22 protein-coding genes are annotated in these 14,894 nt (G+C 36.7%); 1 reads left to right on the top strand and 21 read right to left on the bottom strand.

Features of this window, described 5'->3' with window-relative positions:
• Positions 1-69: 69 nt before the first annotated feature.
• From B0A58_RS07485 to B0A58_RS07435, 11 genes are all read right to left on the bottom strand, one after another.
• Positions 70-876, bottom strand: a complete 807-nt coding sequence (locus B0A58_RS07485; protein WP_089080541.1) for a hypothetical protein — start codon at positions 874-876, stop codon at positions 70-72.
• An 11-nt stretch (positions 877-887) separates the two neighbouring features.
• On the bottom strand, positions 888-1,799 hold the full coding sequence (locus tag B0A58_RS07480) for a phage baseplate protein (protein ID WP_089080540.1): 912 nt from the start codon (positions 1,797-1,799) through the stop codon (positions 888-890).
• A 12-nt stretch (positions 1,800-1,811) separates the two neighbouring features.
• Positions 1,812-2,450, bottom strand: coding sequence for a hypothetical protein (locus tag B0A58_RS07475; RefSeq protein WP_089080539.1), 639 nt, complete (start codon positions 2,448-2,450; stop codon positions 1,812-1,814).
• Between the two features lie 37 nt (positions 2,451-2,487).
• Positions 2,488-2,895, bottom strand: coding sequence for a hypothetical protein (locus B0A58_RS07470; protein WP_133063092.1), 408 nt, complete (start codon positions 2,893-2,895; stop codon positions 2,488-2,490).
• Positions 2,896-2,959: 64 nt separating this feature from the next.
• On the bottom strand, positions 2,960-3,829 hold the full coding sequence (locus B0A58_RS07465) for a hypothetical protein (RefSeq protein ID WP_089080537.1): 870 nt from the start codon (positions 3,827-3,829) through the stop codon (positions 2,960-2,962).
• Positions 3,830-3,834: 5 nt separating this feature from the next.
• Positions 3,835-4,113, bottom strand: coding sequence for a hypothetical protein (locus B0A58_RS07460; protein WP_089080536.1), 279 nt, complete (start codon positions 4,111-4,113; stop codon positions 3,835-3,837).
• Positions 4,100-4,390 (bottom strand): hypothetical protein, encoded by a 291-nt coding sequence (locus tag B0A58_RS07455; RefSeq protein ID WP_089080535.1) that lies wholly within the window; start codon positions 4,388-4,390, stop codon positions 4,100-4,102. Before B0A58_RS07455 ends, B0A58_RS07460 begins: the two co-directional genes overlap by 14 nt.
• Before the next feature lie 9 nt (positions 4,391-4,399).
• Positions 4,400-4,915 (bottom strand): hypothetical protein, encoded by a 516-nt coding sequence (locus tag B0A58_RS07450; protein ID WP_089080534.1) that lies wholly within the window; start codon positions 4,913-4,915, stop codon positions 4,400-4,402.
• The gene (locus B0A58_RS07445) at positions 4,916-5,890 is read right to left on the bottom strand and encodes a hypothetical protein (RefSeq protein ID WP_089080533.1); all 975 of its coding nucleotides are present in this window, start codon (positions 5,888-5,890) and stop codon (positions 4,916-4,918) included.
• Positions 5,874-6,416 (bottom strand): DUF6046 domain-containing protein, encoded by a 543-nt coding sequence (locus B0A58_RS07440; RefSeq protein ID WP_089080532.1) that lies wholly within the window; start codon positions 6,414-6,416, stop codon positions 5,874-5,876. Before B0A58_RS07440 ends, B0A58_RS07445 begins: the two co-directional genes overlap by 17 nt.
• Positions 6,416-8,776, bottom strand: a complete 2,361-nt coding sequence (locus tag B0A58_RS07435) for a phage tail tape measure protein (RefSeq protein ID WP_089080531.1) — start codon at positions 8,774-8,776, stop codon at positions 6,416-6,418. Before B0A58_RS07435 ends, B0A58_RS07440 begins: the two co-directional genes overlap by 1 nt.
• Positions 8,777-8,819: 43 nt before the next feature.
• On the opposite strand from B0A58_RS07435, the gene B0A58_RS16435 reads away from it, so the two are divergent.
• Entirely contained in the window at positions 8,820-8,987 is a 168-nt protein-coding gene (locus tag B0A58_RS16435; RefSeq protein ID WP_165766309.1) for a hypothetical protein, read from the top strand.
• Here B0A58_RS16435 and B0A58_RS16430 read toward each other — a convergent pair whose 3' ends face one another.
• From B0A58_RS16430 to B0A58_RS07390, 10 genes are all read right to left on the bottom strand, one after another.
• Positions 8,988-9,128, bottom strand: coding sequence for a hypothetical protein (locus tag B0A58_RS16430; RefSeq protein WP_165766308.1), 141 nt, complete (start codon positions 9,126-9,128; stop codon positions 8,988-8,990).
• Between the two features lie 56 nt (positions 9,129-9,184).
• Positions 9,185-9,514: a hypothetical protein gene (locus tag B0A58_RS07430; protein ID WP_089080530.1), complete on the bottom strand. Its 330-nt coding sequence runs from the start codon at positions 9,512-9,514 to the stop codon at positions 9,185-9,187.
• Positions 9,515-9,626: 112 nt separating this feature from the next.
• Positions 9,627-10,049 carry a hypothetical protein gene (locus B0A58_RS07425; RefSeq protein WP_243389467.1) on the bottom strand — a complete coding sequence of 141 codons (423 nt, stop codon included), beginning with the start codon at positions 10,047-10,049 and terminating at the stop codon, positions 9,627-9,629.
• Between the two features lie 2 nt (positions 10,050-10,051).
• On the bottom strand, positions 10,052-11,242 hold the full coding sequence (locus tag B0A58_RS07420) for a DUF2586 family protein (protein WP_089080528.1): 1,191 nt from the start codon (positions 11,240-11,242) through the stop codon (positions 10,052-10,054).
• Between the two features lie 2 nt (positions 11,243-11,244).
• Complete coding sequence (locus B0A58_RS07415) at positions 11,245-11,556, bottom strand: hypothetical protein (protein WP_089080527.1); 312 nt, start codon at positions 11,554-11,556, stop codon at positions 11,245-11,247.
• A 1-nt stretch (position 11,557) separates the two neighbouring features.
• Positions 11,558-12,076 carry a hypothetical protein gene (locus tag B0A58_RS07410; protein ID WP_133063091.1) on the bottom strand — a complete coding sequence of 173 codons (519 nt, stop codon included), beginning with the start codon at positions 12,074-12,076 and terminating at the stop codon, positions 11,558-11,560.
• Positions 12,077-12,147: 71 nt separating this feature from the next.
• Positions 12,148-12,609 (bottom strand): CHAP domain-containing protein, encoded by a 462-nt coding sequence (locus B0A58_RS07405; RefSeq protein ID WP_089080525.1) that lies wholly within the window; start codon positions 12,607-12,609, stop codon positions 12,148-12,150.
• Entirely contained in the window at positions 12,590-12,892 is a 303-nt protein-coding gene (locus B0A58_RS07400; protein ID WP_089080524.1) for a hypothetical protein, read from the bottom strand. Before B0A58_RS07400 ends, B0A58_RS07405 begins: the two co-directional genes overlap by 20 nt.
• A 52-nt stretch (positions 12,893-12,944) precedes the next feature.
• On the bottom strand, positions 12,945-13,847 hold the full coding sequence (locus B0A58_RS07395) for a phage major capsid protein (protein ID WP_089080523.1): 903 nt from the start codon (positions 13,845-13,847) through the stop codon (positions 12,945-12,947).
• Positions 13,848-13,860: 13 nt separating this feature from the next.
• Positions 13,861-14,823: an HK97 family phage prohead protease gene (locus tag B0A58_RS07390; RefSeq protein WP_133063090.1), complete on the bottom strand. Its 963-nt coding sequence runs from the start codon at positions 14,821-14,823 to the stop codon at positions 13,861-13,863.
• Positions 14,824-14,894 lie beyond the last annotated feature (71 nt).

Below are 14,894 nucleotides of genomic sequence, written 5' to 3'. Positions count from 1 at the left end.
TTTAAGGGGCTGAAACAACGATATTGATGGGTACTGGTTTCTTTGTTTTAATTTTTATCATGTCTTTATTTATTTTACATATACATTTAATTTGGCATACCAGCTGTCTGCATTGGTAAAATAGCTTAAACTGCCCGTTGTTCGTTCTACTTTTAGGAGGCTAAAAGCTATTAAATTAACCCCTAAATTAGCATCAAAAAAATAATCATAAATCAAGTTATACCTGTAAAATCCGTTAGTTGGTATCTCTGTCGGATAGGTTAGTTGTGCCATAATATAAACAGACGAACTCGAAGGAATGTTTGTTACCCACATGGGTCTGGCACCTCCAGAGGCATTATAAGTCAAAGTCAGGTTTATTGTAGTAGTATTAAAAAAAACACTTTTGAACGAGCTATAACTATCGTTGCCTATCGTTGCAATTAATTGTTTTAGGTAAGCAATATATTGCCCGTCTGCTTTAATCAATTGGTTTTCATTGCCCGTTGGGATTGGAAACTTACCGTTCAAAGCGGTTTGTAATCCAGTTATGTTATTTATAGTATGCCCGTGTGATGTAGGTGCCATGCTTGTCGGAAAAGGTTTTACACTGCCCAATCCGTCTAAATAATCAGTTGCTAACCCCGTTGGGTTTGGAAAACAGTTGCTCAATTTTTCGTCTAAAAAATGAATGTCTTCAATGTCGTGCTGGTGATCACTTGGAGTAAAGCTCGTGGGCTTATTTTGGATGGCATCCCACGAAAGTGTCAAGTTTTTTGCCCATTGCACTAGGGCGTTCCATTCATTGGCAAACAAATAATATTTAGTTGGTTTACCTTGTATGGCAGCTAGTTTTTCTGAACTATCTACCTTGTTTTCAATATCTTCTATATTCATTTTAAATATGATTAAGTACCCGTATATTCAATAAAGTAAACCGTTCTGTAGGGGTTCAAAACAGAGAAGGCTTTTGTGGTGCCGTCTGGTTGCCCTCCGGTATAATCGCTGGCTATTTTTCGGTTTGGGTCTATCTGGTTATCTGGGTGGCCATCGGCATTGCCGCTGGCACTTCCGTTGGCAAAAACAGCCACATTATGATTATGCTTTGGCATTTCTTCCATAGAAAGTACATGCGTTTTTGTACCTCCCGTTCGGCCAGTACCGTTATTGATTGGCGAAAATTCTGGATTAATAAAAGCTCCAGAACCATCCACGGCAATATCAACCCCAACAGGCATTCGCCCACGCCAGTCGACAACTTCCTGCCAGCCCTGTGGTATTTCATTTGCGGGTTTGTTCCACAAAACCATGCCACCTCCAGCCATAAAAACAGCTGTCTTGGACTCTATCGTTACCATTTTTTGAGAAATAATATTCAAGGCCTCACTACATTGAGCTATTTGATTGGCCAGAATAACCTCCTTTGTTTTGATTTCATTTACCGTAGGAACCCTTTCAAAATCGGCTAATGCCGTTCCATTGTCATTTACCAGGGCCACATAGTTATAATACACCGTGTGGTTTAACCCATTTTTAAAGGCTGCCTCTTCGGTAGTTATAATCTTACTTATTTTAGTAGCTCCTCCTCCTGTTGCCGTACCCAAAAACGGGCAAACATCGCCATCAATATACAGCATACCATTTGTAATACCGGTAGGGTCTAATGCTTGGCATCCGCCAATAATGTAGTGGCCTGTGCCGGGCAAATCTAAATGTTCAATAATTGTTTGCAGCACCTCAAAATAGGCCGCTTGCATATTGTGGAGGGTTTTGCTTTTCAGAGGAAAGCCCCCAGTAAAATCGAAATCTATTTTTTTCATAACACTCTAAATTTAGTTTATTCGTTCTACTACTATTTGATTTTGCAAGTAACTTGCACCAATAATAAGCGAAATTCTATACGCTTTTTTTGCCGCAGCATCATACATCAAAACCTCCTGTGTATTGCCCGCATTGCCTAAAGACCAACCTCCAATAATAAGTTGATAATTGGTATTTATCGTTTTGTTTTGAAACGTGGAAGACACCATGGCAGCCGAGTTATAACAACATATTGCCGATCCTGTCATGCTTAAAGTTCCCGCTACAGTAGCTATTTCTAAACTCCTCATAGATGTTGGGCTTAAACGTATTTTGATGTTATCACAAATTACATCTACTCCCGAATCTACAATCTTTGTGCTCCTGTTGCTGCCAGCACTCCCACCAACGCTAAAAAGCAATACCAAGGCATTTTTTAGTGCCTGTCTGTCGCCAGAAAAGGCCACACCACCAACGTTGGTAACCAAACTTGCATCTACAACTATACTTTCTTGCTCGTCTTGACTAGTTGGCGTTTTCGATATTAATATTTGAGTTGTTGCTCGTGGATGGTCGCTTATAAACAGTCCGATGGGCTGAAAAAAACTTTCTAAAATATCCAAATCACTTCTTATTTCTATCCAGTTTGAGTTGTTTTTTATAATTTTCATTATTCTAAAATTAAGCTATTTATCTTCCATTCATAATTTATAAATCATACTTAAAGTACCACTTTTTGCCAGCCAGTTTAAAATAATTAACTAATTCTATCAATTGCCGTTGTTCAAACAATAACCCTATAGGTAGCAAAACCACAAAATCATAATACACTTGATCATCAGTCAAAAAAACGTTGTCTTCATCAAGCCATAGTACCTCATTGTCATATTCAATAGAGGCAATATCCTCCTGTTCTAAAAACAGGTAACACTCTGGTGGATAATATTCGTCTATTATTTTAATTTTTTTAGTCGCCTCATGCTCAGAGGCGTTATAACCCGAAATGTGGTAATACTCATTCAACACTTTTTCAAGATACATAACCTGACACGTATGCTGCATTTGGTATAGTGTACGAGTATAAAGCTCGTGAAGCGGCAATATCAATATTTTCAAAAAAGCTATCGCTTTTGGTTTTCTTAATACCAGGGGCAATAAAATAACAACCAGCTCATAAAAATTAATAATTACCCAATTCATAAGCCTTGTAAATAATGTTTAAATGCAAATCTTGAACTTGAAAATAGCCACTCTCTGGGATGCTCCAGTCTAAAACATCCTGAAACTCAAAGCCGGCATATTGGCTTTGTAAAACGTCTATCAATGGTAGCTTCACACCAATGGCCTTTTGCAATTCGTCCCTAAAATATTCTTTGACAAAAGCCCCATTGAACTCTAAATTTTGAATATAGGTAGTAATAGCATTTTTTACAGGAAACACCGCTTGAGTTTGCTGGTTTAATAATTGCCCTGTTTGCAGATCAATTATTAGCGGATCTACATATACCGTTAAACCAATTTTCAAAAAATCTGCATTTTTATTAACAAATCTGATTCGATTGCCAGCATCTTTTATTTGATTCATATAGGTTTTAAACCTAACCAATTGCCCATCATTGAGCGGTTGAAGTGTGCCGTCTAAAAACCTCGCTACTTTAACAACTAGCGCTCCATTATTACTCTCTAAAACGGCACATCTGCTAATGATTTGTCTTGTTTCTACATCAGTAATACCAGTCAAATCATACATAAACTGCCCGTTTTGCCAAGTTAATGAAAGCCCATCTAAATAGTTCAAACACTGGTCTCTATACCATTTTATGGTATGTGGACGGCTATTTGCCGCATTTGTTTCTACTATTTTTTCGTGAACCATCAATACATAAGAAAATATCCAAATCCATAATCGCCAAATAGATAATTTACTTGTGCTATTCAAATCGGTTATAGACTGTTCTTGAGCTGTCAATATTTCAAGAGAACTCAGGTTACTTGATTCTGTCTTTGCAACCAAAATGCTTTGTTGTATTTCTTCAATTGTTCTAGCCATATTTTTTAAAATTGTATTACAAATTCATTAGGAAAACCTAAATTATCTACATCATTTTCTGTTTTATGCCCCGTAGAAGGTATTATCTTTCTACTTTCGATAGCCCTAATAACTAGTGTACGAATGGGAACGTTTATCATTTTGATCACTTGGCCTGGCCTCAAGTGTTCATGCAAAGCAATATTATTAAGTATGGCCAAGTCTATTGCAACATCTGCTCGACCATATACATGACTCGAAACATCTAATAATGTTTGATTTTCATAAACTTTATAATCGGTCATAATTTCCGTTGATTGAAATACCCAAAGGGCTTATTTGTAAATTTGAAGTCTTAAAACCGTCTGCCTCCAGTTGTACCCGAATAGTTCTATCCAAAAAACGATCTACGTTACCATGTGCAGCTCGTTCAATTGCAATGCCAGTCTCAATGTGTTCTTTCCAATCACCTGGAGTACTAATAAACATAAGTTCAACATGCTGATAAGTCGAATCACCCAAAACAAAATCTCCATTATCAATTTTAATATCTTGATCATGATCTAAAATAACATCTACCATAATTTAAACCTATTTTAAAAACTGATTAAACCTTGTTTCGATGGACTGAAATTGGGCTAAATTTATCATTGCTTGAGTTGTTCCTGCCTGTGTAGTTGCACTACCATTTGTAATTACCGAAAAACTTATATTTTGAATTGCCTTAATCAAATCTGCCATTAATATTTTTAATGTTTCATTTTCTTTTTTCAATAAAAAACCGTCTTTATCTATTTGAAGATTGACACCTTCAATTACTAAATCTAATTTTTCAATCTCACTGGTATTGATAACTGCCGCATTATTTTTATTAATAAAAACAACCAAAACGGCACTTCCTTTTTTGGGAAACAAAACCAAGCCTCCTGTTTCGCTATCAGCCTGCAACCGAACATCAAATATTTCTGCCGAATCGTCAATCGGTTTTACATCGACTGTTTTTTCAGTTTCGTTTATCGCAAGAACTCTACATACTTTTGCATAAATCTGATCACTTAATTTTGTCAATGCCTTTATTGCACCAGCTATGTTTTCTTCCTGTATCATTTATTCTACTTTCAATGGTTGTCCAATTTCTATTTTTTGGCGAAAGCCATTCATTCCAGAACTTGTTTCTACTTTTTTGTTTAAAAAATTTCCCTTATTATTATCTGATGCCTCCACACGAGTTATATCACATTTGCTCACAAATGGCTCCCCAAAAGTTTCAAAACTTCCTTTAAATCCTGTTGTTTTAAAGCGTTTCAATTCAGATTCTGCAAACAATCTTAATCCTTCTGGGGTTAAATTGTCGTGAAATATCGTGTAAACCTCTCCGTCTTTATCTCCAACCTCAAGTTCAAATCTTTTATTCTTGCTATCAATTGAAATGGCTTTCACTTTTATTTTCACATCCTCAGCAATTCGGTAAACAAAATCCTCACTAATTAAATTTTTACCATAAATAAAACTTTCGTTTCGCCTATCGTCAAAAGGATAACCAAGACCTACATATAACTTTGATACATCATTAACAGTTCTAAAATAGGCCCGTAATCCGTATGTGCTTTTCATTTCGTTCAATTCCTCGGCCACAGTATCTTTTAAAATTCGATAGTGTCGTAACTCAATATCCTCATCAACCAGTTGAACTTGTATTCCAGTACCTTCTAATAAATCAGTTATTACTTGTTTTAGAGTTGTGTTTTTGTATCCTTTCTTTTTTGTTTGGGTAGTTTTTAATAAAAACATTCCATCTTCGCAAAGAATTTTTACAGGGTTTTTATTGTCAATCGTTCTTATATAGCCTACAAATCGAGTTTTTAAATTGTCATCATAACCTAATTTTACTATTATTTTATCCCCCCTTTTTATGGGTAAACTAAAACCCTCAGCTCCTTCCCATTTTACTTTTTTAGGCAATAACAATTCGCAAGTATCAGTAAGAGTTGCTACATCCTCAATAATAGAACAGCTCGCCAACTCATGAAAAATCCACGTTTTTGAACCTTGAATTTCAACCTCACTAGATAATCGTAGCATCTTGTTTTATTTTAATTTCATAAGCAGTATCACTCAACATTTGAATTTGGAAAGACTGTCTATTACTATGGGTTTCTTGTACCATTCCATAACTTTTTACAACGGCATCGGTTACTCCAAATAGGGTTAAAAAATCACTTTGTACTTTAAGTGTATCCTTTATTTTTAAAAAACTAATTAATTCCTGCAATTGGGTAATTGGATAAGTATGGCTTTCTGTATAATCTGCATCTCCATTTTGATTAATGACATAACTACATACTGCCGCATCAATTGAAATGGTATAATCGCCATCACTTATATATTCTTTTATTGTACCATCTCGCCCTTGTAATGGTGTAGTTACAATATTCTTTTCTTGATTTATAGTGATAATACATTCGTGTAGTTCAACACGTTTGTCTTTATATTCAAAAGCCAAACTTGTAAGCGTGGGAACACCTATCCAATCGGAACCATTAAGTTTAATGTCTTGATTTTTTACATCAAAAGGTTTTGCCGTTATTAACCCAAAAAAGAACTCCATTAGTTTACAAGATTTACATCATTTACGGCAGTTAATAAAACCTCCGTTATAGATTGTTTGATACTCTCTTTACTCTCCTTAACCGTTCCATTAAAATGTAAGTTCATGTTTTCGATTAATTTACCAATGGTTATACTTCTTGAACCCGAACCTCCAGAACCTTCCTTTTTATCTTTTGCTCCTACACCAGCAATGGATTTGGTGGGAGGAATTGCACTATTTTGAAAACCTTTTGTAACATCAAAGATATTTTTAGCTATTTTGGATTCGGGTTTTGTAACCACTTCAACCTTATGGTTTTTTTCTTTTTTGGCTTGGTCAGCATCATAACTTGCTGTTCCTTTTTTCTCACCGTCTTTATAGGCCGCCTTTACATCGGTCATTCCTTCACTCGAAAAAAGTGTTTTCAAGAATTTCTTAATTGGTGCAAATACTCCGGTTAGTTTATCCATAATCTTGTCAAAAAGTCCGACTATCCAATCCCAAATACCTCCAAAGGCGTTTTTAATAGGTTGAATAAGCCACTGGTCTATAAACTTTGCAAACCCCGAAAACACACCGCTAAACCACTCCCATAAACCACTAAAAAAAGAACTTACAACACTCAAGGCGATGCCAACCTGTGCAACTATTCCTTTGAAAATACCTACTACAAAATCTTTTACAGTTGTAAATACAGCAACCGCCTGCCGATAAAGCCAAACGAAAACGGCGGCAATACCATTGAAAACCCATTTTATGAACTCCCATACTTTTGTAAAAACAAATTTGTAAAAAGTGTAATACCCCATTATAATTGGTTTTACTACCATATCCCAAACTCGCTTAATAAACACACCAATATTGTTAAAAACTGCTTTTGCCGCTTCCCAAATACCGAATAGAATTTCTCTAAAACGTTTGGAGGTATTCCATAAATAAACGAACGTTCCTACCAGGGCCATTAATCCAATAACAACCAAACCAACGGGACTGGCCAACATTGCCAAATTCAACCCAATTTGTGCCATTGTTGCACTTAATGTCGCTCTGGTAATACTTCCGAGAGTTGCTGCATAAATTCTATTTATAATACTACTACCTCCAGTTACTGCCGTACTTTCTGCCGTTGCCAATGTGTCGGCTTCGGTTGCTATAGTTTTGGTAAATAATTTTGGTAGAAGTGCCTCTAAAGTAGATTTTAAAGCCATATAACCACTTGCTGATTCGCCCAAAGTTGTAATCCCAGTCATAAAGTGTTTTAGGTAAGGAACGTAGGCCTGAGTAGCATTAAAAATACTAACTTTCCAGTCGTTCACTATTGCAGTTGCTCTATTCATTCGCTCCTGATAACTACCCATTACTGTATTGGCCTGCTCGACTGCAGTATTTGTTCCTGTAATCTTTTTTGCCAATGCGTCCTGTTCGTCCGCACTTTGGATTAAGGCAATAGAAGCTGCCATGTTTTCTTTGCCAAACACTTTAGTCATCAATGCTGTATCCTGCATAACAGGTTTTAACATCCGTAAACGGTCTGTTAATGGAATACTCGCATCGGCAAGTTTTTCAGTACTAATGCCCATTTGTTGTAAACCTATGGTGGCATCTTTGCTGGCAAACCGCCCTTCCGAAAGTGTTGTTAAAACATTTCGTAATGCTACCCCGCCTTCCGAACCTTTTTTTCCTGCTTTATCTAACATTTGAATAGCAGCGTTGGTAGCCACAAACGAAACACCTGTGGTTTTGGCAACCATTCCGACTTGTTCCAATGCTTGTTTTATTTGCGGAAGTTCTGCCGATCCTTCTTTTGCACCCGCTGCCATAACATTCATCATGTCGGCCATTGTTTTACTGGCTTGAATTGGATTGTCTAAATTTACGCCGTATTGATTCATCGCCGTTGTTAGAACCTCCGTTGCCGCCACGGTGTCGCCGCCCATTGTTTTAGACAAAATGTTTACATGATTGCCCATCAATTTCATTGCCTCCGAACTTTTGGCAATCTCTGGAGACAATTGCGAAAGTATCAATTTATAGGAGTTTACATTTTGGCTTGCATCCGTTCCAAAGGTTTTAGCACTATCACGTGCCGCCTTTTCTATTTCTTTTAAACCCGCACCAGTAAGGCCGGTTATGGCACTTAAATCTGCCATTTGAGTATTTAAAGCAATACCCGGAGCAATAACACCGTCCAGCATTTGGCTCAATTGTGCAATTCCCTGCGAGGCAAGGTCAACTGCTAGTAGTGCTTTATAACAATCTCCAAATACTTTAGTGGTTTTGGTTACATTATTTTGAACTTTATCCAGCCCAGTGTTGAGGGTGGCAAAAATAGCACCTCCATTGGTTGTAAAATTCAAATTAAAATTAACTGCATCCATTTTTTTTATACATTTGCATTGTCATTGACACTAAACCTTTTATATGAAAAAATATACATACACTCCAAAGCCCTTGTTTTATGCTTTAGTTGGTAGTTTGATTCTTTCTGCTTTATTTTCCCCAGTTATCTTTGGAATAGTTGGTGGAGGATGGTTTTTTTATGCCTTAATCAATTTGGGTAACCGTATCAATAAGGATAACGAATGTTAGTTATTCGTTACCACCAAACAGGTTTTTAAACATTTCTGCTTGGTTTTTTAACCTCCACTGCTCAAGCCATATCGCTTTTGCGTAATATTCTCCCCATTGGGTAACTTGTAATGCTTTAGGATTTACGTTGAAGTTTGCCATTATAATAGCATCGCCCTGTAATGTTCCTACATCATCCCCGCCGTTTTGCAGACGGGCTACAAGTTTTTTACGCTAACCGAAAACGAATTCATGTGCTGTGCCAATCCTTCAAGTGCTTTTAGTTTGACAAAATCACGGTTGTTTATTTCATCATCGGCTTTTACAATACAGTTCTCATATAGGGCAATAGTTCCTTTTATTTCGCTGTTTTTGCCAATAGCTCCAGTTGCTTCAAGAACCTCAAAAGTGGGTTCTTTGAAAATGGCGTTTAAAGTTGATCCGCCTTGTCCCACTTCCACAACCACAATATGACCGTGTTTTTTCTTTAATCCTGCAATTTGTGTTTCGTCTAATCCACAAACTAATTTTTCATCTTTAGTGTTCATGCTGTCTTTTTGTTTAATGTGTTTTTAAATTAATCTTTGTCAAAGTTTTGAACTTTTAATCTTTGTCAAAGTTTTGTACTTTGACAAAGATTTTCTAATTCCCCTTTTAGGGTTAGGGGGCTTCTATGTGTGAAATAACTAACTCTAGTTCTATCTCTTTATGCAAGTCGCCTTCTTTCCAATCGAATGTGGTTTTCTTAAACTCACAATTTTTTAGAATGTGTTTTACTATTGGCCCAGTTTCGGGTTGGTAGCTAACTACAATTGGAAACGGTGCAATATTGTGTAACTTCCCTTTTGGTGCAACTGCCTGCATAGCAAAAACGGTAGCCGATAATAAAGTAATCGACCCTGTCGTTTTTACACGACCATATCCACGAGATACAGGGTTGCGACCTGCTCCGTAAATATTCTCTTTTTCTTGGTCTTCTTCATACTTTATGGCACGTATGCCCGTTATTGAAGTTGCCGAAATATTTACTACAATATCTCCCCAGCCGTATTCACGACCATTAATTAAAGGTGTAAAATCCATAACTATACGCTTAATGCAAATCCAAGATTAACAGTAATTTCTCTCAATACACCAACGGGAACAATTTTCAAAGTAACCGTTAGTTTTGATGTACTCAAAACATCTTGGTTGGGGTTAATAAAAATTTTAAATCCGCTCAACTCACCGTCACGCTCCATTTGTTCTAATGGAATAGAACCAATGGCCTCAAGTGATGCAATGGTGTCAGAGCTAATCTCTCCAGTATCGGGATTGATATAAATAGGTCCCGAAATTTTAGGTAGTAGCTTAATGTAAACACCTCGTTGGGCTTTGTCAATAGTTCGATTGTTTTCAATTGTCGAAAAATCGCTATCTAATGCCGCACCACTAAAACTATCATTAAAAAATGTACCCGCATAACCTACATGTTTAAAGGCAAATAGATAGCCTTTATCATTGATAGACTGGATTTGTGCAGGGGTAAAATCACTTAACAATGTACCATCTACAAAACCGGGAACATCAAGCTCACGTGCCACAACATTGTTTCCGGTAAGTACTTTTGCATAAGTGCTATTTACGAGATTTTGTTTTTCAACCCAAGCAATGCTTTCATGAATATTTGCTCTTGAAATGGCACCCAAGCAAGCTCCTACGATTCCTATTTTTTTACCAACAATTCCAGACACATAATTTCCTCGACCCGCTCCATCATGTCCGATACAAACACTTAAACGTTCGCAGTTCAAGTTGTGTAAATTTGGCAATGACAAAAGATTTGCTGGGGTGATACTATGAATAGAAAGCACGGCACTCAAAGGCATATTAGCCATAGCTAATTCGTTTAACCTAGATTGAATAGTAACGGCAATTGTAGATAAATCGGCAAAGTCAGTTATCAAATCAACAATACCAATTTGTCTTATTTTTCCTTCTGCAAATTGCTGTAATTGTTTAATTGCTACAAACTGTGCATCATTAGCATCATTAGCGTCTATTGAAAATAAATATAATTTTGAACCTGGATTAACTCTAAAATACTCAGAAACGTGGTAATGCAATACTGGGTGTGACGTAGGGGTAACTCCAATTGATGCCAAGCCTGCCACTTCTATCAAATGTGTTTTTGCAACGTCTGCTTGTCCATAAATAATCAAACCACTTACATGATCTTCGCCTGGAAGCCTTTTATTAAGCCCTCCTTCTTGTCTAACAAATGATATTGTATTCATTTTTATTTTTTTGTATTGGGTTTTGCCTCCTTTATTACAACCTCTGGAGCGGCTCCTTTAGGTACTACAACTGGTTCGGTTGGAGTAGCTGGAACAATTGGAACAATTGGTTCTAAGTCTTTCACTTCAACATTTATTAGTGCCGCCTGTTCGATTTTGCTCGTGTCTTTTTGCCTATGTACAGTGCTTACTTTATTGTCAATTAAAGTATTTGCGTGTGATGCAGCAGTGTAATCAGTAAAAAAGCAAGTGCCATCAGTAGTTTTATAATAGCAATCCAAACTTGGATTTGCTTCAAAAATTGGATCTAACATTCTAAATTGTTTTTTTATAATAAATACTAGCTACTCTAATCCCAATAAGTAGCATGATCAACACTAAAAATAACCTCCCACACCATATTTGAGATTGTTGCCACCAAGTGAGTTTTCGTTCAACTAATACTGGTTTTGATGTGGTGTTTTGCCTATTTTCATGTATATAGGTATCTTTCCATTTGGCATACATTTTTTGAGCTTCGGTTTCACAATCTACAGTTAGGATATTGTTTTTTAACTGCACATTTGGGGGTTTTAGATATTGGCCTTTTTTAATTCCCCCTTTGGGGGTTAAGGGGCTTACTACTACTTTTCCGTCCTGACATTCCAGCCAAGCCCTATAATAGCTACTATCTTTTTTGGTTTCAAAAATGGTATCGTGTACCACTTCTTTTTTGGTAATGGTGTTGGTTTTTTCAATTATTGTTGGCGGGAGAACATTAGCGGTTTTACAACCAACTAATGTTCCAACCAAAACAACAAACAAAAACAACAGACTAAATACTCTTTTACTCATAATTTTATATTTTAATTTTGGAAATCGTGAACCTCTCGGTTTCATTTTTTTAAATAGGTTTTAAATTGTTTTTAAATTCTTATAAATCCTTTGATGGTTTTAAGGTTTCTGATTCGATTACAAACCTTGTATCCCTCTCGACTTCCATCATCATTGGTATTGCCCTCTAAGGTCTGGATTGTTCCATTTGGAAGTACTTTCAAAACAAAGCCAGTATGACCTTGCCCTTTGCCAAAATCCATAATGAAAATATCGCCTTGCTGTGGCGCTACTTTCTTATATTTGGCATCAATCGTATTCCATTGGGCTAAAACACCCCCCGTTTTCTTTAACGGATTTTTTGTAGCCAATTGAATTGAAGCTTCCAAAATGCACCAATAAACGAACGCCATACACCACGAATACCCTTTGCCCAGTCCAACACTTTTTAAATACTTTTCAACGTCAGTTCCTGCGTTGCTTCCCTTTGGAAGTTCTTGAATGCCTATTTGGCTGATGGCTATTTTTAAGGCTTTATCGGCTAGTGGTGTCATGCGTTTTTCCGTTTAATTGTTTGAACTTTTGCAACTCATCCACTAACTGCTGATTTACCAACATTAACTCTCTGTGTTGTGCTTCCATTGTTTTAATGGTTTCAGTGGCGGCAGTTAATCTAATAGCCATATCGTCTAATAAATCACGATAATATTTCACAGCCGAAACGGCATTATCAAGTTCGGCGGCTCTATCTTCGGCAAGGGTTTTGCGTCTTGAAAAAAGCCAAGTAATTAATGCGGCGAAAAATGCGGTTAAGGTTGGATATACAAATTGTTCCATTTGAAAGATTTTATTAAATGGCTCTCATTTGTTGATGAGAGCCATTTGATTACTAAATAATTGCTCCAATCATTTCGGCTCTAAATGGCACTGCAATAAAGTAGTGACGGTAGGCTAATTGATTAGTTTGCGTTGTCGGATTATCCTTTGCGGCAGTAAAATACTGTTTAGTAACTCCAGTTTTTTTTGCAATATTATCTACCAAAAATGCCACCGAGGCAGTTTTATCTCCTGCAACAGATATAGCGCCATAAGCCTTTTTTGTACCACCAGAATACATTGGCATTACTTCATATTGGAAAATTTCAAATCCTGCAATAATAGGGGCAACTTGTCCTCTAACATAATTTACCAATTGGTCGCCAAAATTGGCTCTGTCCAATAATAAATCATTATAATGATCTGCGCACAAAACCAAACGCCTCCCCGCTAAAGGTGTTTTAATTTTGTCAAACTGATTTTTCAAGTTTACCAAATCATTATAAACCAAACGCAATCTACCAGTAGCATCTGCCGCTCCAGTTGTAGCAATTACAGGTGTATTTGCTGTGTTTGTCGTTGGAGCAATAGCATGGATTGCTTTTGTAAATTTTTCAGAGGTCAATTTTTGTACTGTTTTACGAGTAGCATTGTCGATTCTGTCATAAGACGCACCCATAACTTGGTCGTCTGTAAGTGTTACTACTTTGGTCTGAAACTTATCTAATTTTATAATGACTTCACTATCGGTATAGGCTTGTAAAGCAATTGGATATGTGGTGTTATTAATCAAAATATCAGGTGCAAACTCACTTGTCGGCACATGGATAACATTACTCTCTGTAATGGTGCCTTCGCCCATAAGCGATACATCTACATCCATTTCGGTAATTCCATCAAGGAAGGGGGCTTGGTCGGCATTGGTTATGTTATTTCTAACTCTATCCAACCATACATCTGCAAAATTTGCTGGCATATTCTTTTTTTATTTAGTTAAACATTTTTTTGTATTCCTCGGCATGATTGGCTTTAAATTCCAATTGTGCACTATGGCTCAATTTTTGAAAAGCGTCTTTTGTCATGCCTCCTTTATCTTCGGGGTTACTCACTCCGTTAGAAAGTGTTTGTTTTACAGGGATTGCTTCAATTGTAGCTTTTGCAAGGTCAAAATTGGCTTTTGCAAGGTTTACAAAATCATCTTTTTTAGTGGCAGGAATTCTACCCTGTGTGATAGCAAGGCTTACCATTTCAGTAATTTTTGCGTCTTGTGCCGTGTCTTTTTCGGCTTCAAGTGCCAACACTTTAGCTTTTAGTGTTGCGTTTTCATTTGACAAAGTCAAAATAGCCTCTTCAACTTTTTCAACATCCACTTCGGGAGTTGCTTTGTCAAATTTTAGTGCCAAAAGAGAGGCAACTGATAACAAGATTTTTTTCATATCATTGGTTTTAAATTCTAATTCTTCTTTTTGAGTTTCTAACTCCCCCTTCGGGGGTTGGGGGGCTTCTAAACACAATTGTTTTACTTCGTCATCTTTTAGAAGTGTTCCGCTTTGAGAGTAAAGACGTATCGAATTGGCATTGGATGGCACGGCCACAATTGAACACTCGTATAATTCGCATTTTTCCATTACCAGTTCAGTACCGATAATTTTGAGGTCTTCACGGTTAAAAGTGATACCCATCGAACACGAGTTAATAAATCCACGCTCTACTTTGCCCGAGACTTTTAAAGCATCCGCATCTTCAATGTCAAAAACAGGTTCTCCTAAAAGCAAATCGTTTTCTACTCTTATGTTTGTCCATTTACCCAGTACCGATTCTGTTGAATTCCAATGTTGGTTTAACATCATTGGATTTTTATTAAATCGCTTTAAACTGATACCTGCAGTAAGGATTCTAAAACCATAACTATTGTTTTGGCTTTGGTCGTTAAAAACAAAAGGTTTTGGCATAACTTGATTTACTATTTTTTCATTTTGATAGAGCAAATTTTAGGCGGTTTTTTGGCTTAAAAAAATAAGTG

The organism is Flavobacterium branchiophilum NBRC 15030 = ATCC 35035 (assembly GCF_002217205.1).
In the GTDB taxonomy this organism is placed as follows: domain Bacteria; phylum Bacteroidota; class Bacteroidia; order Flavobacteriales; family Flavobacteriaceae; genus Flavobacterium; species Flavobacterium branchiophilum.
Note: the sequence above shows the minus strand (reverse complement) of the source record. Positions and strands in the feature narration are given on the sequence as shown.